This window comes from Pseudomonas sp. 43(2021) (assembly GCF_017490805.1).
Lineage (GTDB): Bacteria > Pseudomonadota > Gammaproteobacteria > Pseudomonadales > Pseudomonadaceae > Aquipseudomonas.
The window spans coordinates 1-19,354 of sequence record NZ_JAFGYJ010000027.1; the positions used below are offsets into that span (position 1 = coordinate 1).

16 protein-coding genes are annotated in these 19,354 nt (G+C 63.0%); 11 read left to right on the plus strand and 5 right to left on the minus strand.

Annotation, left to right across the window (positions count from 1 at the left end):
• On the plus strand, window positions 1–496 hold a 496-nt coding region (locus J5M71_RS21100), incomplete at its 5' end, for a dienelactone hydrolase family protein (protein WP_207836300.1).
• A 101-nt stretch (window positions 497–597) separates the two neighbouring features.
• Window positions 598–2,061, plus strand: coding sequence for an ATP-dependent RNA helicase RhlB (rhlB, locus tag J5M71_RS21105; RefSeq protein ID WP_207836302.1), 1,464 nt, complete (start codon window positions 598–600; stop codon window positions 2,059–2,061).
• A 130-nt stretch (window positions 2,062–2,191) separates the two neighbouring features.
• Here the strand turns inward: rhlB and moaE are convergent, their stop codons facing one another.
• The 5 genes from moaE to J5M71_RS21130 form a co-directional block, all read right to left on the minus strand.
• On the minus strand, window positions 2,192–2,638 hold the full coding sequence (gene moaE, locus J5M71_RS21110) for a molybdopterin synthase catalytic subunit MoaE (RefSeq protein WP_025340575.1): 447 nt from the start codon (window positions 2,636–2,638) through the stop codon (window positions 2,192–2,194).
• 2 nt (window positions 2,639–2,640) lie between these two features.
• Complete coding sequence (moaD, locus tag J5M71_RS21115; RefSeq protein ID WP_207836551.1) at window positions 2,641–2,886, minus strand: molybdopterin converting factor subunit 1; 246 nt, start codon at window positions 2,884–2,886, stop codon at window positions 2,641–2,643.
• Window positions 2,886–3,356, minus strand: coding sequence for a cyclic pyranopterin monophosphate synthase MoaC (gene moaC / locus J5M71_RS21120; RefSeq protein WP_003251775.1), 471 nt, complete (start codon window positions 3,354–3,356; stop codon window positions 2,886–2,888). Before moaC ends, moaD begins: the two co-directional genes overlap by 1 nt.
• Window positions 3,357–3,492: 136 nt before the next feature.
• On the minus strand, window positions 3,493–4,887 hold the full coding sequence (locus tag J5M71_RS21125; protein WP_013974146.1) for a PhoH family protein: 1,395 nt from the start codon (window positions 4,885–4,887) through the stop codon (window positions 3,493–3,495).
• Between the two features lie 362 nt (window positions 4,888–5,249).
• Window positions 5,250–6,377, minus strand: a complete 1,128-nt coding sequence (locus J5M71_RS21130) for a polysaccharide deacetylase family protein (protein WP_207836304.1) — start codon at window positions 6,375–6,377, stop codon at window positions 5,250–5,252.
• 137 nt (window positions 6,378–6,514) lie between these two features.
• Here J5M71_RS21130 and yaaA point away from each other — a divergent pair, with 137 nt between their 5' ends.
• From yaaA to J5M71_RS21175, 9 genes are all read left to right on the plus strand, one after another.
• Window positions 6,515–7,294, plus strand: a complete 780-nt coding sequence (gene yaaA / locus J5M71_RS21135; protein WP_061552453.1) for a peroxide stress protein YaaA — start codon at window positions 6,515–6,517, stop codon at window positions 7,292–7,294.
• Window positions 7,295–8,161: 867 nt separating this feature from the next.
• Entirely contained in the window at window positions 8,162–9,478 is a 1,317-nt protein-coding gene (locus J5M71_RS21140) for a UDP-glucose/GDP-mannose dehydrogenase family protein (RefSeq protein WP_063913336.1), read from the plus strand.
• Between the two features lie 73 nt (window positions 9,479–9,551).
• Window positions 9,552–11,033, plus strand: coding sequence for a glycosyltransferase family 2 protein (locus tag J5M71_RS21145; protein ID WP_207836306.1), 1,482 nt, complete (start codon window positions 9,552–9,554; stop codon window positions 11,031–11,033).
• A gap of 36 nt (window positions 11,034–11,069) precedes the next feature.
• Window positions 11,070–12,236, plus strand: a complete 1,167-nt coding sequence (locus tag J5M71_RS21150) for an alginate biosynthesis protein Alg44 (RefSeq protein WP_063913337.1) — start codon at window positions 11,070–11,072, stop codon at window positions 12,234–12,236.
• 12 nt (window positions 12,237–12,248) lie between these two features.
• Window positions 12,249–13,676, plus strand: a complete 1,428-nt coding sequence (gene algK / locus J5M71_RS21155) for an alginate biosynthesis TPR repeat lipoprotein AlgK (RefSeq protein ID WP_207836319.1) — start codon at window positions 12,249–12,251, stop codon at window positions 13,674–13,676.
• Window positions 13,673–15,151, plus strand: coding sequence for an alginate export family protein (locus tag J5M71_RS21160; RefSeq protein ID WP_063913339.1), 1,479 nt, complete (start codon window positions 13,673–13,675; stop codon window positions 15,149–15,151). The genes algK and J5M71_RS21160 overlap by 4 nt, the downstream gene beginning before the upstream one ends.
• A gap of 22 nt (window positions 15,152–15,173) precedes the next feature.
• Window positions 15,174–16,733 (plus strand): mannuronan 5-epimerase AlgG, encoded by a 1,560-nt coding sequence (gene algG, locus J5M71_RS21165; protein WP_063913340.1) that lies wholly within the window; start codon window positions 15,174–15,176, stop codon window positions 16,731–16,733.
• Between the two features lie 13 nt (window positions 16,734–16,746).
• Complete coding sequence (locus J5M71_RS21170; protein ID WP_063913341.1) at window positions 16,747–18,189, plus strand: alginate O-acetyltransferase; 1,443 nt, start codon at window positions 16,747–16,749, stop codon at window positions 18,187–18,189.
• A gap of 7 nt (window positions 18,190–18,196) precedes the next feature.
• Window positions 18,197–19,300, plus strand: coding sequence for a mannuronate-specific alginate lyase (locus tag J5M71_RS21175; protein ID WP_207836321.1), 1,104 nt, complete (start codon window positions 18,197–18,199; stop codon window positions 19,298–19,300).
• Window positions 19,301–19,354: the final 54 nt, after the last annotated feature.

Sequence of the window (19,354 nt, forward strand, 5' to 3'; positions counted from 1 at the left end):
CCCGGTAACCATCAACGGCGGCTATGCCATGCCCAGCTGGTATGACATCAAGGCCATGACCCCGGCCCGCGCCATCGACGAAGCACAGCTGGAAGAATCGGCCGAACAGCTCATTGCCCTGATCAAGGCCGAGCAGGCCAAGGGCATCAGCCTGTCGCGGATCTTCCTGGCCGGTTTCTCCCAAGGCGGTGCGGTGGTGCTGCACACTGCCTATATAAAGTGGCAAGAAGCGCTGGGTGGCGTGATCGCCCTGTCCACCTACGCCCCCACCTTCAACGACCAGCATCAGTTGAGCGCCTGCCAGCAACGCACCCCGGCCCTGTGCCTGCACGGCGTGCACGACCCGGTGGTGATCCCGTCCATGGGCCGCACCGCCTTCGAGTACCTGAATACCTGGGGCGTCGCCGCCCGCTGGCACGAATACCCGATGGAACATGAAGTGGCGGTGGAAGAGCTGAACGACATCCACGACTGGCTGGGCCAGCAATTGCAATAAGCCAAAGCAGCCTGTAGTTGTGAGGCTATTCCGCTACGCCGCGCCTGAATCTTGCATTACACTGCCCGGCGTACATTCCTTAACCAGTTGATGAGACGATCGTGCTCAAGGCACTCAAGAAAATATTCGGCAAGGGAGACGCCGCGCCACAGGCCGTCGCTCCTGCTGCCAGCGTGACCCCGCCTGTGCCCGCGCCAGCCAGCGAGGCCCGGCCCGCAGCAAAGCCGGCCACCCCGCGCGCCAACCGCACTGCCGAGGCTGAACAGCCTGCCGCCGTTACGCCAGCCACCGACAAGCCGGCCAAGGACAAACCGCGTCGCGAGCGCAAGCCCAAGCCGCAGGCCAGCCTGTGGAAACCCGAAGACTTCGTGGTCGAGCCGCAAGAAGGCAAGACCCGCTTCCACGACTTCAAGCTGTCCAACGAGCTGATGCACGCCATCCACGACCTGGGCTTCCCGTACTGCACACCGATCCAGGCACAGGTGCTGGGTTACACCCTGCGTGGCCAGGACGCCATCGGCCGGGCCCAGACCGGTACCGGCAAGACGGCGGCGTTCCTGATCTCGATCATTTCCCAGCTGCAGCAGACGCCGCCGCCGAAGGAACGCTACATGGGCGAGCCACGCGCGCTGATCATCGCGCCCACCCGCGAGCTGGTGGTGCAGATCGCCAAGGACGCCATCGCCCTGACCAAGTACACCGGCCTGAACGTGATGAGCTTTGTCGGCGGCATGGACTTCGACAAGCAGCTCAAGGCCCTGGAAGCGCGTCACTGCGACATCCTGGTGGCCACCCCGGGCCGCCTGCTGGACTTCAACCAGCGCGGTGAGGTGCACCTGGACATGGTCGAGGTAATGGTGCTGGACGAAGCCGACCGCATGCTCGACATGGGCTTCATCCCCCAGGTACGCCAGATCATTCGCCAGACGCCGCCGAAAAGCGAGCGCCAGACCCTGCTGTTCTCCGCCACCTTCACCGACGACGTGATGAACCTGGCCAAGCAGTGGACCACCAACCCGGCCATCGTCGAGATCGAGCCGGAAAACGTGGCCAGCGAAACGGTGGAGCAGCACGTGTATGCGGTGGCCGGCAGCGACAAGTACAAGCTGCTGTACAACCTGGTGACCCAGAACAAGTGGGAACGGGTGATGGTATTCGCCAACCGCAAGGACGAAGTGCGGCGCATCGAGGAAAAACTGGTGCGCGACGGCATCAATGCCGCGCAGTTGTCGGGCGACGTGCCGCAGCACAAGCGTATCCGTACCCTGGAAAACTTCCGCGAAGGGCGAATCACCGTGCTGGTGGCCACCGACGTGGCAGGGCGTGGTATTCACATCGATGGCATCAGCCACGTGATCAACTTCACCCTGCCGGAAGACCCGGACGACTATGTGCACCGCATTGGCCGGACCGGCCGTGCAGGGACCAGTGGCGTGTCGATCAGCTTTGCCGGCGAGGATGACTCCTACCAGCTGCCGGCGATCGAAGAGCTGCTGGGGCGCAAGATCAAGTGTGAAATGCCACCGGATGAGCTGCTGAAGCCGGTGCCGCGCAAGCACCATTGACCTGTGCCGGCCTCTTCGCGGGTAAACCCGCTCCCACAGAGGTACTCCACAGCTTTCGAAACCTGTGCAGTACCTGTGGGGGCGGGTTTACCCGCGAACCGGGGCTACGCCCCGGCCATCAAACAAGGATCTACCAGCGCCCAGCGGCATCCTGGTCACTCTGCTTCCCTTCCACCCACCTTGCCCCTTCCTGGGTATTTTCCTTCTTCCAGAACGGCGCCCGGGTCTTCAGGTAGTCCATGATGAAGTTGCAGGCATCGAACGCCGCCTGCCGATGGGCACTGGCCACGCCGACGAACACGATCGGCTCGCCCGGTTCCAGCGCACCGATGCGGTGCAGCACCTCCACCTTGAGCAACGGCCAGCGCTGCTCGGCCTCGACCACGATCTTGGCCAGCGCCTTTTCGGTCATGCCCGGATAGTGCTCAAGGAACATCCCCGCCACTTCGCGGCCATCGTTGAAGTCCCGCACATAACCGACAAAACCGACCACCGCACCTACGCCGACATTGGCCGCATGCATGGCATTGGTCTCGGCCCCCGGGTCGAACGCGCCTTCCTGTACTCGCACAGCCATGTTCAGCCTCCGGTCACCGGCGGGAAGAACGCCACTTCATCGCCCTCTGCCAGCGGCTCATCGAGCTTGCACAGCTCTTCGTTGCGCGCACACATCAGGTTCTGCTCGGCCAGCACTTCGTACTGCCCGCCCTTGGCCACCAAAGCCTGGCGCACATCATCGAGCACCTTGAACACGCCCTCCACCCGCTCGGCATCCACGCCCAACAGTTCGCGGTAACGGGCGAAGTACATCACCTTGACCTTCATCACGCCTCCACCTTGTAGTGGCCGCTCTTGCCGCCAAGTTTTTCCAGCAGGCGCACCTGCTCGATGACCATACCTTTATCCACAGCCTTGCACATGTCGTAGATCGTCAGCGCGGCCACGCTGGCGGCGGTCAGCGCCTCCATCTCCACGCCAGTCTGCCCGGCCAGCTTGCAGCGGGCGACGATGCGCACGGCGTCCTGCCCCTCGGCACTGAGCTCGACCTTGACGCTGGTCAGCATCAGCGGGTGGCACAGCGGGATCAGGTCACTGGTCTTCTTGGCCGCCTGGATCCCGGCGATGCGCGCCACGGCGAACACGTCGCCCTTGGGGTGTTCACCGTCGACAATCATCTGCAAGGTCTGCGGCAACATGCGCACCCGCGCCTCGGCGGTGGCCTCGCGCTCGGTCACGGCCTTTTCAGTGACGTCGACCATGTTGGCCCGCCCCTGGGAATCAAGATGTGTCAGCACTGCTCTGCTCCTGTGAAGGGAACTCGCAGTGTAAACCTGTGAGTCAGGTTTGAGCAGAGGGATGCGTCAACCGGTACGGCCTCTTCGCGGGCGTGCCCGCGAAGAGGCCGGGCGGCGAACCGCCCGGCGCAGAGGGTTACAGATGCGACTCGGCGTACTCGGCCAGCACCGAGCGTGGCACGCCCTGCAGGGTGATGTGCACGCCATGGGGGAAGTCCTTGAAGCGCTCGGTCAGGTAGGTCAGGCCCGAGCTGGTCGCGGACAGGTAGGGGGTGTCGATCTGCGCCAGGTTACCCAGGCAGACCACCTTGGAGCCGGAGCCGGCACGGGTGATGATGGTTTTCATCTGGTGCGGTGTCAGGTTCTGGCACTCGTCGATCAGGATCAGGCTCTGCTGGAAGCTACGGCCACGGATGTAGTTCAGCGACTTGAACTGCAACGGCACGCGTTCGAGGATGTACTCGACGCTGCCATGGGTGCTTTCGTCATCCATGTGCAAGGCTTCGAGGTTGTCGGTGATGGCGCCCAGCCAGGGCTCCATCTTCTCGGCCTCGGTGCCCGGCAGGAAGCCGATCTCCTGGTCCAGCCCCTGCACACTGCGGGTGGCGATGATGCGCCGGTAGCGCTTGCTGACCATGGTCTGCTCGATGGCCGCGGCCAGGGCCAGGATGGTCTTGCCGGAACCGGCGGCGCCGGTCAGGTTGACCAGGTGGATATCCGGGTCGAGCAGGGCGAACAGCGCCAGGCTCTGATGGATGTCCCGCGGCTTCAGGCCCCAGGCTTCCTGGTGCAGTAGCGGTTCCTGGTGCAGGTCGAGCAACAGCAACTCATCGTTGCGGATACCCTTGATCCAGCCGACGAAGCCCTGTTCATCGATGATGAACTCGTTGACATGCACCGCCGGCAGGTTGTCGATCAATTGCACGCGGTGCCAGGTACGGCCACGCTCCTGGCGGGTATCGACCTTGCTCACCCGGTCCCAGAACGAGCCGGTGACCGAATGGTAGCCCTTGGACAGCAAGGACACGTCATCGACCAGCTGGTCGGTGCTGTAGTCCTCGGCCGCGATGCCACAGGCACGTGCCTTCAGGCGCATGTTGATGTCTTTGGTGACCAGCACAACGTCCAGGTCGGTGCGCCGGGCCCGTACTTCGAGCAACTGGTTGATGATGATGTTGTCGTTGAGGTTTTCCGGCAGCAGCTTGTTCGGCTCGTTGCGCGGGGTCATCAGGATGGACAGGAAGCCCTTGGGCCCGCTCTTGCCACGCTGGATCGGAACGCCCTGCTCGACATCGCTGGGCGAGGCGTCACCCAGGGTCTGGTCGATCAGGCGAATGGCCTGGCGGCATTCGGCGGCGATGGTCTGTTTGCCGGTCTTGAGCTTGTCGAGTTCCTCCAGCACCGTCATCGGGATGGCGACATGGTGCTCCTCGAAGTTCAGTAACGCGTTAGGGTCGTGAATCAGGACGTTGGTATCGAGCACATACAGGATAGGCTTGCTGGAGGAAGGGTTGCGTCCTTGGTCATCCATACTCGGTCACCTTATGTCGAAGCCACACGGCGTGGTCTGTTACGCCGCAGAGTGACTGCCGCTGTCCCCGTATCCGCGTTGTTACGGGCGGGAAGCGAACCTGGCTAGGTGGGCCTGGATGACGCCACCTGTGCTGCAGGAATCGGCTGTCTGGTTTCTTCATACCGCAAAAATGATGACTAAAAAAAGTCTTTTTACGTGTAGGTGAAGTTTATTTTTCCAAATGACGAACAGGGGTTGGCGAGGGGGCGCGTGAGGACTACAGTAAAAATTCAGGCTGCCCTTGCCGAGGCCATCGCCAGCAGCCCATGCACGGTACCTGTGGAAGCTGGCGTGCCGGCGATGGGCCGCAAAGCGGCCCCCTACTCCCGCCAGGCATACGCCTGACAGTCCTCCCAACCAATCCCGCTCTGCGCGGTATTGCGCAACAACCACTCCACCGCCGGCTGCGCCTTGGGCAGGCTGTCATGGAACTGGATCACCCCTTTGCGCCACAGCAGCATCAAGGTCAGCACCCGCTGCGCCGAGGCCTCGGCGCTCAGTGCGCCATCATCCTGGGCATCGATGTCCCACAATGACACCCGCAACTGCTGGCTGGCCATGAATGCCTCGCCATCGGCCCGACGCTGCCCGTAAGGTGGCCGGAACAACGGCACATACTGCTCCGGCAGGTCTGCCTGCACCCGCGCCTGGCTACGCCGCAACGAGTCCTGCCAACCATTCCACAGCGCATGGGAGCGGTACTCCCAACCCTGTATCCCCACGCACTGCCCGCCATAGAGCTGACGCAAGGCATTCGCCACCCCGGCGTCGCGGCGTTGCTGCAGGCGGTTGCCGAGCACGAAGAACGTGCCTTCAAGCTTTTGCCGGCGCAGGTAATCAGCCAGCAGGTCGGTGCTGCCGCCCTCCGGCCCGGGCCCGCCGACGAAGGTCAGCAGGAACATGCGGTCGTTCAGTTCATCCCCGTTGCGCTCGCGCGAGGACAGCCGCTCCAGCTCGCTACTGGTCTGTGGCAGCAACGCAGCCTTGCGCAGTTGCTCGTCCAGGTAGCGCACATGGAACTGGTGACTCGGCTCGACCCAGCCGGTGTAGAACGTGCCGACATCGGCAGCGAACGTCGCCGCTTGCGCACGCAACTCCGCCATCGACGTTACCGGGTAACAGAACGACGCATCCTGCTCGCAACTGCGCTGCGCCTGTTGATAACCTTCCCACAACCGCTGCCACATGCGCGCCCGCACCAGGCGCACCTTCTGCAGGTTGATCTGCCGCAGCCCCAAGCGTGCCGCCAGCGCTGCGTCGTCCAACTGCTCGCTTTCGTGCAGCACCTGGGCGAACGAGAGGATTTCGGCGCGCGAGGCCACATCGAACAGCGCCGGGCTGTCCAGCTGTTCGGGCCACAGGCTGCGGTCCAGGCTCACCTGGGGTAACGGGGCAGCTTGCACGGCCAGGCTCAGCAGAGCGGCCAGCAAGGCAGAGGCAATGCGCACGGTTGAAGGCTCCGCAACGGCAAAACGCGCACTATAGCGCCTGCACCGGCCATGGTCTGTGACTATCGTCGCCATAGTTTGGACTTGCACCGCCCAGCCCGTAGAATCCACGGTCAACGATGCCAGGAGCCGACCCGATGCTGACGGTGATTTCCCCCGCCAAGACCCTCGATTACGACACCCCGCCGGTGACCGAGCGTTTCACCCTGCCCCAGTACCTGGACGACTCCCAGGAACTGATCCAGCAACTGCGCGACCTGTCGCCGGCGCAGATCAGCGAACTGATGCACCTGTCCGACAAGCTCGCCGGCCTGAATGCCGCGCGCTTCGGCAGCTGGACCCCGGACTTCACCCCGGCCAATGCCAAGCAGGCGCTGCTGGCGTTCAAGGGTGACGTGTACACCGGCCTCGACGCCGAGAGCCTGGGCGAGGATGACTTCAGCTACGCCCAGCAGCACCTGCGCATGCTTTCGGGCCTGTACGGCCTGCTGCGCCCGCTCGACCTGATGCAACCCTACCGCCTGGAAATGGGCACCAAGCTGGCCAACGCCCGCGGCAAGGACCTGTACGCCTTCTGGGGCACACGCATCAGCGAATGGCTGAACCAGGCCCTGGCCGAACAGGGCGATGACGTGCTGCTGAACCTGGCCAGCAACGAGTATTTCAGTGCGGTGAAACGCAGTGCGCTCAAGGCCCGGGTGATCAACGTCGACTTCAAGGACCTGAAGAACGGCCAGTACAAGATCATCAGCTTCTACGCCAAGAAAGCCCGCGGCATGATGAGCCGCTTCGTAATCCAGCAGCGCATCAGTGACCCGGAGCAGCTCAAGCAGTTCGATGTGCAGGGGTACTACTACAGTGCCGAGCAGTCGAAGCCTGACCACCTGGTGTTCCTGCGCGATCATCCTTCCGAGTGATCCTGTCACGCCCTCTTCGCGGCTGAAGCCGCTCCCACAGCCCCCCCACTGAACTCAAGACCAGTGCAAAACCTGTGGGAGCGGCTTTAGCCGCGAAGAGGCCAGCAGCCATTACGCACCTCTCCTGCCCCGCAACAGGGCGCACTTCATATCGCCATTACGTCATAAACCTGGCGTCAATAAATCGCCACTACCCTACTTATAGCCAAACGCCATAAGACCGTTCGTAGCTTTTTTGACGAATTTTTCAAAATATTTTTCGATGCTGGCATAAAAATATCTCGCAACAGTTTCGCCCTTTATATATCGGGGTAAAACACCCGTGTGCTATCAGATTGAAATTGTCCGCCACTGAAAAAATATTTAGAAATCTTTCATCCGCGCCGAACCCACTCCGGAACTTCTGCTACGACGAATCGCTCATAGTGCCGTAACGATTTTCCTGCCCCCGGGCTGTGAGAGATGACTTACAAGTGACAACGGCAGGTATCCACTACCAGCCCCAACAACTTCGACAGGTATGACAGGCACCCCCTGAAAACCCTGTCCACGCAGGAGAGACGCGTCCCTTACATATCGTCCTAGTGGTTGATTTCAAAGGATTTTTCCACTTGAAAAAACAAGCACAGCAACGCGCCATGTAGCGCATTGCAATAAAGACGGCTGCATTCCAGGGCACGTTTTTTAATTAATGGCTTTTTACTGCCACATTTGAGTGCATAACTTTTTGCGCTCCGGATTTATTTTGCCTGCGCTCGGCGAAGTGTGCATTTCGCCATGGATCCGTGCGCCCGAAAACTGTTGTTAATCAACCCAGCCCGGCTCTTCCCGGAGAGGCCGGCGTGATAAACACATGAGGTGATAGCGATGCGTATCAGCATCTTTGGTTTGGGTTATGTGGGTGCAGTCTGTGCAGGCTGCCTGACGGCGCGAGGCCATGAAGTGATCGGTGTGGACGTGTCCAGCACCAAGATCGACCTGATCAATCAGGGCAAGTCCCCCATCGTCGAACCTGGCCTGGAAGCACTGCTGCAACAGGGCATCGCCAACGGCCGCCTGCGCGGTACTACCGATTTCGCCGAAGCCATCCGTGCCAGCGACGTATCGATGATCTGCGTGGGTACCCCAAGCAAGAAGAACGGCGACCTGGGCCTGGAATACATCGAGTCGGTGTGCCGCGAAATCGGCTACGTACTGCGCGATAGCGAGCGCCGTCACACCATCGTGGTACGCAGCACCGTGCTGCCAGGCACCGTGAAGAACGTGGTGATCCCGATCCTCGAAGACTGCTCGGGCAAGAAAGCCGGCGTCGACTTCGGTGTCGCGGTCAACCCGGAATTCCTGCGTGAAAGCACCGCGATCAAGGACTACGACCAGCCACCGATGACCGTCATCGGCGAACTGGACAGCGCCAGCGGCGACATCCTGCAGGCCCTGTACGAAGAGCTCGACGCACCGATCATCCGCAAGCCGATCGAAGTGGCCGAGATGATCAAGTACACCTGCAACGTATGGCACGCCACCAAGGTCACCTTCGCCAACGAGATCGGCAACATCGCCAAAGCCGTAGGCGTGGATGGCCGTGAGGTGATGGACGTGGTCTGCCAGGACAAAGTGCTGAACCTGTCCCAGTACTACATGCGCCCTGGCTTCGCCTTCGGCGGCTCGTGCCTGCCCAAGGACGTGCGCGCCCTCACCTATCGTGCCGCCAGCCTCGATGTACGCGCACCGCTGCTCGACTCGCTGATGCGCAGCAACGAGTCGCAGGTGCAGAACGCCTTCGAGCTGATCGAAGCCCACGACAAGCGCAAGGTCGCCCTGCTCGGCCTGAGCTTCAAGGCCGGCACCGACGACCTGCGTGAAAGCCCGCTGGTGGAACTGGCCGAGCGCCTGATCGGCAAGGGCTACCAGCTGGACATCTACGACGAGAACGTCCAGTACGCCCGCGTCCACGGCGCCAACAAGGACTACATCGAATCGAAGATCCCGCACGTGTCGTCGCTGCTCAACGCCGACTTCCAGAAGGTGATCGACAACGCCGACATCATCGTCCTGGGCAACCGTGACGAGCAGTTCCGTGCACTGGCCCAGCAAGCACCGGCCGGCAAGCACGTGATCGACCTGGTCGGCTTCATGAGCAAACCGACCTGCGCCACCAGCCGCACCGAAGGCATCTGCTGGTAAGTGCTGGCCGGGCAGCGGGGGCCTCCCCACCCCCGCTGCCCACCTTTTCCCGAATTCTCGACGGATGCTGAACATGCAAAGGCTCCAGACAGTGCTGTTGCAGTGCGCCGGTTGGCTGCTCTACATGAGTCTGCTCATGCTGATCGCCCTGGCCCTGCCAGCCGATATCTTCGACTCGCAGTCGAAGCACTTCATCTTCCTGGTCGGCGCAGTCGGCATCTGGCGCTATTCCATGGGCGCCACCCATTTCATCCGCGGCATGATCTTCCTCTACGGCGTGTATCCGTACCTGCGCCGCAAGGTGCAGAAGATGGGCAAGGACACCGACCCGTCCCACGTGTACCTGATGGTGACCAGCTTCCGCATCGAAGCACTCACCACCGCCCAGGTGTACAGCTCGGTGATCCGCGAGGCGATCAACTGTGGCTTCCCCACCACCGTGGTCTGCTCGCTGGTGGAAATGTCGGACGAACTGCTGGTGAAAAGCCTGTGGGCCAAATACAACCCGCCAGCCCACGTGAAGCTGGACATCGTGCGCATCGCCGGTACCGGCAAGCGTGACGGCCTGGCCTACGGCTTCCGTGCCATCTCGCGCATGCTGCCGGACGACAACGCCGTGGTGGCGGTGATCGACGGCGACACCGTGCTGGGCGATGGCGTGGTACGCAAGACCGTGCCGTGGTTCAAGCTGTTCCCCAACGTCGGCGGCCTGACCACCAACGAGTTCTGCGAAGTGCGTGGCGGCTACATCATGAGCGAGTGGCACAAGCTGCGCTTCGCCCAGCGCCACATCAACATGTGCTCGATGGCCCTGTCCAAGCGCGTGCTGACCATGACCGGGCGCATGTCGATGTTCCGCGCCAGCGTGGTGACCAACCCCGAGTTCATCGCCGACGTCGAAAGCGACTCGCTGATGCACTGGCGCCTGGGCCGCTTCAAGTTCCTTACCGGTGACGACAAGTCCAGCTGGTTCAGCCTGATGCGCCTGGGCTACGACACTTTCTACGTGCCGGACGCCGCCATCAACACGGTCGAGCACCCGCCGGAGAAGAGCTTCCTCAAGGCCAGCCGCAAGCTGATGTACCGCTGGTACGGCAACAACCTGCGGCAGAACTCCCGCGCGCTTGGCCTGGGCCTGCGCCGCCTGGGGCTGTTCACCAGCATCGTGCTGTTCGACCAGCGCGTGTCGATGTGGACCAGCCTGCTGGGCCTGACCGTGGCGGTGATCGCCAGCCTCAAGTTCGGCCTGGGCTTCCTGCTGGTGTACCTGCTGTGGATCGGCATCACCCGCCTGATCCTCACCATCATGCTGCTGTGCTCCGGCCACAACGTAGGCCCGGCCTACCCGCTGATTCTCTATTACAACCAGATCATCGGCGCGCTGATGAAGATCTACGTGTTCTTCCGCCTCGACAAGCAGTCCTGGACGCGTCAGCCCACTGCCCTCAAGCGTGACCTCGCCAGCTTTCAACAATGGTTCAACACCTGGTCCTCGCGGACCATGACCTTCTCGGCTGCCAGCATCTTCGTCGCTGTGCTGTTCATGGTCGTGTGAGCCCAACCCGGATCGGAACTAACAGGAACAAACCACATGAATACCGCCGTGAACGTCAACGTCGTGCATGAGTCCGAAGCCCAGCGCCAGCATGCCCGGGTACGCATCCCCGCCAAGCTGCGGTTCCTCGACCCTCAGCGCCAGGCCCACGATGTGAAGGTCGACGACCTCTCTGCCGGTGGCCTGAGCTTCCATACCAAGCAACAACTGACGGTTGGCGACGTACTACGCGGACGGCTGCAGTTCACGGTCGACAACCTCGGCCTGTCGATGGACATCGAGTTCCAGGTGCGCTCCTACCACCCGGACAGTGGCCGCACCGGCGCGCAGTTCCAGAACCTCGAGCCACGCGACATCGCCACGCTGCGCCATATCATCACTTCGCACCTCTCGGGTGAGCTGATCACTGCCGGCGATGTGCTCAGCACCTTGCAGCGCGACAACTTCACCAAGGCACGCAAGCAGAAGGATGGCGGCAGTGGCCTGAGCGCCTTCGGCCGCCTCAAGGCGGTCACCGTCACCCTCGGCGTGTTCGTGGTCGGTGTCGCCGCCTTCGGCTTCATCGCCAAGTCGCTGTACGGCATGTACTTCGTCAGCCATGCCGAAGCCGGCGTGGTCGCAGTGCCCACCACCACCATCACCATGCCGCGCGACGGCACCGTGAACAGCCTGGTCGACAGCGGTGGGCAGATCGCCAAGGGCGCGCCACTGGCCAGCTTCACCACCAGCATGCTGGACATGCTCAAGGGCAACCTGGAGGACGCACAGCTGGAGCCGGCGAAGATCGAGGAACTGTTCGGCAAGCAGCTGTCCGGCACCCTTACCAGCCCATGTGATTGCGTGGTCGCCCGCCAGCTGGTGGACAACGGCCAGTACGCCGCCAAGGGCCAGCCGATCTTCCAGCTGATCCCGCGCACCACCAACCCGATGATCGAGGCGCGCTTCACCTACCGCCAGTTCGACGAGGTCAAGCCAGGTACCCGGGTCAACTTCCAGGTAGCCGGCGAAGACGAAGTGCGCACCGGCCAGATCGTCAGCAGCGCCAGCCTCAACAGCGAAGACCTGGCCGCCGACATCCGCGTGCAGATCAAGCCCGACAGCGCCCTGCCCGCCGAACTCGCCGGCCGCCCGGCTTCGGTCAACAGCGACCGTGGCCCGTCGCTGAACTGGCTGATCGACAAAGCCATGGCCCGTGGGCTGTAAGAGGATCACAACATGATTCCCTACAAGAAAAGCGCCAGCCTGGGCCTGTGTGCCCTGGCTGCAGCCATCACCCTGGCTGGCTGTGCCGGCCTGCCCGACCAGCGCCTGGCCAACGAAGCCATGAAGCGCGGTGACACGGCACTGGCCGAGCGCAACTACAAGGCCCTGGCCGACCTGGGCTACAGCGAAGCGCAAGTGGGCCTGGCCGACATCAAGGTCGCCACCCGCGACCCCGCGAAAATCAAGGAAGCCGAGGCCACCTACCGCGCCGCGGCCGCCATTTCGCCGCGTGCCCAGGCGCGCCTGGGCCGCCTGCTGGTGGCCAAGCCCGACAGCACCCAGGCCGAGCGCGAAGAAGCCGAGACCCTGCTCAAGCAAGCCGCCAGGCAGGGCGAAAGCAACACCCTGATCCCGCTGGCGATGCTCTACCTGAGCTACCCGCAAAGCTTCCCCAAGGTCAACGCGCAACAGCAGATCGACCAGTGGCGCGCCGCCGGCAACCCGGAAGCGGGCCTGGCCCAGGTGCTGCTGTACCGCACCCAGGGCACCTACGACCAGCACCTGGGCGAAGTGGAGAACATCTGCAAGGCCGCGCTGAACACCACCGACATCTGCTACGTCGAGCTGGCTACCGTGTACCAGAAGCGTGGCCAGGCCGACCAGCAGGCCGCCCTGCTCGGCCAGCTCAAGGCTGCCTACGCCCGTGGTGCAGTACCGGCCACCCGGGTCGACAGCGTTGCCCGGGTACTGGCTGACCGCAGCCTCGGCCAGACCGACGAGAAAACCGCCAAGGACCTGCTCGAACAGGTAGCCCCGGCCAACCCGGCGTCCTGGGTCAGCCTGGCGCAGCTGGTGTACGACTTCCCCGAGCTGGGCGATACCGACCAGCTGATGGCCTACATCGACAAAGGCCGCGAAGCTGAACAGCCACGCGCCGAACTGTTGCTGGGCCGCCTGTACTACGAAGGCAAGACCGTACCTGCGGATGCGGCCAAAGCCGAACAACACCTGCAGGCTGCCGCCGACGCCGGCGAAGTCAGCGCCCATTACTACCTGGGCCAGCTCTACCGCCGCGGCTACCTGGGCAACGTCGAGCCGCAAAAGGCCGTCGACCACCTGCTGGCCGCCGCCCGCGGTGGGCAGAACAGCGCCGACTATGCCCTGGCCCAGCTGTTCAGCGAAGGCCACGGCATTCGCCCGCAACCGGGTAACGCCTGGGTCTTCGCCCAGCTGGCCCAGGTCAACCCGACGCCGCAGTCCGCTGAACTGCTGCAGCAGCTCGACCAGCAACTCACGCCTGACCAGCGCAGCCAGGCCCAGCAACTGCTGGCCCAAGAAAAACAGGCGCGCGGCAGCATGAGCCAAGGCGCCAACAGCACCTTGGCCATCGAAGCCCTGCAAGACGACGAAAAAGAAGTAACCGGTGAGGACTCGCTATGACGCTCAATCCCCTCGTGAAAGCTGGCATCGGCCTGAGCTTCGCCCTGCTGTGGTCCTGCCCGACCCTGGCGGCAATGACCGCTGAAAAGAACTTCGGCCTGGATGTGAAAATCACCGGCCAGTCGGAAGACGACCGTGACCTGGGCACCCGCTCCGGCGGCGACGTCAACGGCCTCGGTCTCGATCTGCGCCCCTGGGTATATGGCGAGCGTGGCAACTGGAGCGCCTATGCCATGGGCCAGGCCGTCACCGCCACCGACACCATCGAAACCGACACCCTGCGCCAGAACGACGACGGCACCAGCACCGACACCGCCGCCGACGGCCGCGAGCAGGACAAGAGCTACCTGGCCATGCGCGAATTCTGGGTCGGCTACAGCGGCCTCACCGCCTACCCTGGCGAGCAACTGCGTTTCGGTCGCCAGCGCCTGCGCAGCGACGATGGCATGTGGCGTGACACCAACATCGAGGCGCTGAACTGGACCTTCGACACCACGTTGCTCAAGGCCGACCTGGGTGTGGCCCAGCGCTTCAGCGAATACCGAACCGACCTCACCGAGCTGGCCCCGGAAGACAAGGACCGCACACACCTCTACGGCAACGTCGCCACGCAGTGGACCCCTGGCCACTGGGTCGGCGTACGCGCCCATCACACCCACGACGGCGGCAGCCTGAAGAACCCGGGCGAAACCGTCGATGCGCTGGACAAGACCCGCACCGGCGACCTCACCTGGCTGGGCCTGGAAGCCAACAGCGACGCCTACAACTGGCGCAACGATCACACCGTCAACTACTGGGGCAGCGTCACCTGGCTGACCGGTGACCGCGACACCCTCAGCAGCCAGGTCGTCGGCGACCAGACCGTGGCCACCGGCAAGCAGAGCGGTGACGTCAACGCCTGGGCCACCGACTTCGGCGTCCGCCTGCGCCTCGACCCGCAATGGCAGGTTGGTGCGGCCTACGCCCGTGGCAGCGGCGGTGGTGGCGACGACGGTTCGAGCAACTACGAGCAGACCGGCCTGGAGAGCAACCGCTCCAACTACACCGGTACCCGTTCGCGCGTACACCGCTTTGGTGAAGCCTTCCGTGGCGAGCTGGGCAACCTGCAGGCGGCCACCCTGTTCGCCTCCTGGCAACTGCGCGACGACTACGACGCCAGCTTCATCTACCACAAGTTCTGGCGTGTCGATGGCAACCAGAACATCGGTTCCAGCGGCATCAACGCGGTGGTCAACGACAACGGTGTGAACCGCCCACTGGTCGATGGCGAAAAAGACCTTGGCCAGGAAATGGACGTGGTCGTGACCAAGTACTTCAAGCAAGGCCTGCTGCCAGCTTCGATGAGCCAGGCCATCGACGAGCCATCTGCCCTGGTGCGTCTGCGTGCCGGTGTGTTCAAGCCGGGTGACGCCTACGGCAAGGAAGCGGACTCGTACATGCACCGCGCCTTCGTCGATGTGATCTGGCGCTTCTGAGGCCGGTAGAGGACTTACCGTTATGAACCTTCACCCGCACTTACGCCACAGCCTGTTGGCCAGCGCCTTGCTGCTGGCCAGTGGCCTGGTCGCTGCCGCAGAACCCCAGGTGATCGCCAAGGAACTGCAGCAAGCCAAGACCTATACGGTCTCCAGCGCACCGATCGAGCCGCTGCACATGGACCCGCCGAAGCTGCCTGACCTGACCGGCTACACCTTTGATGCGGTGCAGAAAAAAATCGACCGCCGCCACAAGGGCAAGGTCAGCCTGCGCCGCATGTTCCAGGAGGATACCCTCAAGGAATTCGTCGGTGGCGACAACAAGGCGGCCGAGTGGGTCCAGCGCCAGCATGGCATTCCGCAGGCGATCTTCGTCGATGACGGCCATGTCGACCTGGTCGAACTGAGCAAGAAGGTACCCAGGCAGTACCTCAGCGAAGTCGAGCCGGGCGTTTACCTGGCGCGCCTGCCGATCGTGGTCGGGCCGAAGGGCATCCTCGAGATCGACGGTAAGGTCAAGCAACTGCGCCTGTCCCAGGAGGGCGGTTCGTTCCTGGTCAACGACGGCAAGCTGTTCGTCACCGACACCCAGGTGACCGGCTGGCGGGAAAAGGACAACGGCCCGGCGACCTTCCGCTCGCCCAAGGAATTCCGCCCGTTCCTGCTGTCGTGGGGCGGCACCGAGACCTACATCGTCAATACGAAAATGGCCAGCTTCGGCTATGCCAAGTCCAAGTCGTATGGCGTGAGTATCTCGCAGTACACGCCGAACATGGCCAAGCGCATGGGCCGCCCTGAACCCACCGGCTGGATCATCGGCTCCGAGTTCAGCGACATGTGGTACGGCTTCTACTGCTACGAGACCCAGGACTTCGTGGTCAAGGACAGCACCTACCGCGACAACATCGTCTACGGCATCGACCCGCACGACCGCTCGCACCGGCTGATCATCGCCGGCAACACGGTGTACGGCACCAAGAAGAAGCACGGCATCATCGTGTCGCGTGAGGTCAACGACAGCTGGATCATCAACAACAAGAGCTTCGACAACAAGCTCTCGGGCGTGGTGATCGACCGTAACAGCGTCAACAACCTGATCGCCTACAACGAGATCTACCGCAACCACACCGACGGTATCACCCTGTACGAAAGCGGCGACAACCTGATCTGGGGCAACAAGCTGATCAACAACCGCCGCCACGGCATCCGCGTGCGTAACAGCGTGAACATTCGCCTGTACGAAAACGTCGCCATGGCCAACGGCCTGGTGGGTGTGTACGGCCACATCAAGGACCTGTCCGATACCGACCGCGACATCGCCCTCGACCCGTTCGACACCAAGGTGTCGCTGATTCTGGTCGGTGGCGAACTGTCGGCCAACGGCTCCGGCCCACTGTCGATCGACTCGCCACTGTCGGTCGAACTGTACAAGGTGTCCATGCTCGCCCCGCGCAAGGCCAGCGGCATCAGCCTCAACGGCGTCCTCGGCGAACGCCAGGACGAAATCCTCGACCTGCTGGTACGCCAGCAAAAGGCTGTGCTGATCGACCCGGTCGAACGCCAGACCGAAATGATCGATTAAGGAAGCCCAGACCATGACGCCACATCTGATGAAACTGCTGGGCCTGTCCGCCGCCCTCCTGGCGATCAGCCAGGGCGTGCGCGCCGAAGACGTCAAGGCCCCCACCTTCAGCGCCGAGCCCTGCTGCCAGCTGTGCCCTGAAGCACATGACGCCAGCCGCTACACAACCCGCTACCAGCAGAACTTCACCACGCTGGTGCAGGCCCAGGGCGACTGGCTGTTCCGTACCCGCGAAGACCTGCGCACCGAGTTCAACACCACCCCTGCCGGCTACAAGCGCCTGCAGCAGGTGCACGACGCGTTCAAGAAGCGCGGCGTGGAACTGGTGGTGGTGTACCAGCCGACCCGTGGCCTGGTGAACCGCAACATGCTCAACCCGGCGGAAAAAGCCGCCTTCGACTACCAGAAGGCCCTGGGCAACTACCAGGCCATGCTCAAGCGCTTCGCCAGCATGGGCTACAACGTGCCCGACCTGTCGCCACTGACCAACGAACAGCTGGCCGCTGCCGACCAGGGCAAGGACTTCTACTTCCGTGGCGACCAGCACTGGACGCCGTATGGCGCCGAGCGTGCGGCGAAGATCGTGGCCGACACCGTGCACAAGATGCCGGCCTTCGAAGGCATCCCGCGCAAGGAGTTCGAGACGAAGAAGTCCGGGCGCATGGGCAAGACCGGCACCTTGCATAACGTCGCCGGCCAGCTCTGTGGCACCAGTTACGCCGTTCAGTACATGGACCAGTTCGCCACCGAGCCGAAAGGCTCCGACGGTGGCGGTGACGACCTGTTCGGTGACGCCGGCAACGCGCAGATCACGTTGGTGGGTACCAGTCACAGCGGCAAGAACTACAACTTTGCGGGCTTCCTGCAACAGTACATTGGTGCCGATGTATTGAACGTGGCCTTCCCTGGCGGTGGCCTGGAAGGCTCGATGATCCAGTACCTGGGCAGCGAAGAATTCCAGAAGAACCCGCCGAAGATCCTGATCTGGGAATTCTCCCCGCTGTATCGCCTGGACCAGGAAACCATCTGGCGGCAAATCCTTGGCCTGCTCGACGACGGCTGCGATGACCGCCCGGCCCTGATGAGCGCCAGCGCCACCCTCAAGCCCGGCAAGAACGAGCTGATGGTCAACGGCAAGGGTGGCGTGCTCAAGGACCTGGTCAACCGCAACATACAAATGGACGTGAAGTTCGAAGACCCGTCGGTGAAGGTGCTGCAGGCCACCCTCTGGTACCTCAACGGCCGCCACGAGGACATCAAGCTGGAGAAACCGGAAACCTCCGACACCGACGGCCGCTTCGTCTTCCAGATGCGCGAAGACGAGGACTGGGCCAGCCAGAGCCTGTTGGCGTTCGAGGTGCAGGGGCCGGAAAGCGGTACCCAGAAGGTCGAAGCCAAGCTCTGCAAACGCAACAACTTCGCCGTGCCCGCGCAGACCGCGCAGGCCGGCCAGTGAGGCGACCATGATCCCGTTCAAGCGAATTTCCCGCCCCGCCCTGCTTGCCCTTGCGTTGTGCGGCGGTGCCGCGCACGCCGCGCTGGTACCACCCCAGGGTTACTACGAGGGGATCGAAAAGCTCAAGACCGGCGACGGCAACTTCCGCTGCGAGGCTGCCCCCAAGCCGTACACCGGCGCCCTGCAGTTCCGCAGCAAGTACGAAGGCTCGGACAAGGCGCGGGCCACGCTCAATGCCGCCTCGGAAAAGGCCTTTCGCAAGTCCACCGAAGACATCACCACCCTTGAGAAAGGTGTGAGCAAGATGATCGGCCAGTACATGCGTGACGGCCGCCCGGCACAGCTCGACTGCACCCTGGCCTGGCTGGGCAGCTGGGCCCGCGCCGATGCGCTGATGTCCACCGACTACAACCACACCGGCAAGTCGATGCGCAAATGGGCACTGGGCAGCATGAGCGGTTCGTGGCTGCGCCTGAAGTTCTCCAGTTCGCAGCCGCTGGCCGCGCACCAGGCCGAAGCCGAGCTGATCGAAAAATGGTTTGCCCGGCTGGCCGAACAGACCGTGCGCGACTGGAGCGACCTGCCGCTGGAGAAGATCAACAACCACAGCTACTGGGCAGCCTGGGCGGTAATGGCCAGCGCCGTGGCCACCGACCGTCGCGACCTGTTCGACTGGGCCGTGAAGGAATACCGGGTTGGCGCCAACCAGGTCGACCAGCAGGGCTTCCTGCCCAACGAACTGAAACGCAAGCAACGCGCCCTGGCCTACCACAACTACGCCCTGCCACCGCTGGCGATGATCGCCAGCTTCGCCCAGGTCAATGGCGTGGATGTGCGTGGCGAGAACAACAACGCCCTGCAGCGCCTGGCGCAGCGGGTGCTGAACGGGTCGAAGGACCCCAGCGCGTTCAAGGCCCGCAATGGCGAGAAACAGGACATGAAAGACCTGAAGATCGACAGCAAGTACGCGTGGATGGAGCCCTACTGCAGCCTGTATGCGTGCAGTGGCGACACCCTGCAACGCAAGCGTGGCATGCAGCCGTTCAACAGCTTCCGGCTGGGCGGCGACCTGACCCGGGTCTACGACCCGAGCGCAGAATCGAAAAAGTAACGCAAAACCCCTGTGGGAGCGGGTTTACCCGCGAAAAGGCCAGACCTGCCATGT

Excerpts from the sequence above, each read along its gene's own strand:
- moaE (WP_025340575.1), bottom strand. The coding sequence starts at position 2,638 with ATGGCTGTGCGAGTACAGGAAGGCGCGTTCGACCCGGGGGCCGAGACC.
- moaD (WP_207836551.1), bottom strand. The coding sequence starts at position 2,886 with ATGAAGGTCAAGGTGATGTACTTCGCCCGTTACCGCGAACTGTTGGGC.
- J5M71_RS21125 (WP_013974146.1), bottom strand. The coding sequence starts at position 4,887 with ATGGATGACCAAGGACGCAACCCTTCCTCCAGCAAGCCTATCCTGTAT.
- yaaA (WP_061552453.1), top strand. The coding sequence starts at position 6,515 with ATGCTGACGGTGATTTCCCCCGCCAAGACCCTCGATTACGACACCCCG.
- J5M71_RS21140 (WP_063913336.1), top strand. The coding sequence starts at position 8,162 with ATGCGTATCAGCATCTTTGGTTTGGGTTATGTGGGTGCAGTCTGTGCA.
- J5M71_RS21145 (WP_207836306.1), top strand. The coding sequence starts at position 9,552 with ATGCAAAGGCTCCAGACAGTGCTGTTGCAGTGCGCCGGTTGGCTGCTC.
- J5M71_RS21150 (WP_063913337.1), top strand. The coding sequence starts at position 11,070 with ATGAATACCGCCGTGAACGTCAACGTCGTGCATGAGTCCGAAGCCCAG.
- algK (WP_207836319.1), top strand. The coding sequence starts at position 12,249 with ATGATTCCCTACAAGAAAAGCGCCAGCCTGGGCCTGTGTGCCCTGGCT.
- J5M71_RS21160 (WP_063913339.1), top strand. The coding sequence starts at position 13,673 with ATGACGCTCAATCCCCTCGTGAAAGCTGGCATCGGCCTGAGCTTCGCC.
- algG (WP_063913340.1), top strand. The coding sequence starts at position 15,174 with ATGAACCTTCACCCGCACTTACGCCACAGCCTGTTGGCCAGCGCCTTG.
- J5M71_RS21170 (WP_063913341.1), top strand. The coding sequence starts at position 16,747 with ATGACGCCACATCTGATGAAACTGCTGGGCCTGTCCGCCGCCCTCCTG.
- J5M71_RS21175 (WP_207836321.1), top strand. The coding sequence starts at position 18,197 with ATGATCCCGTTCAAGCGAATTTCCCGCCCCGCCCTGCTTGCCCTTGCG.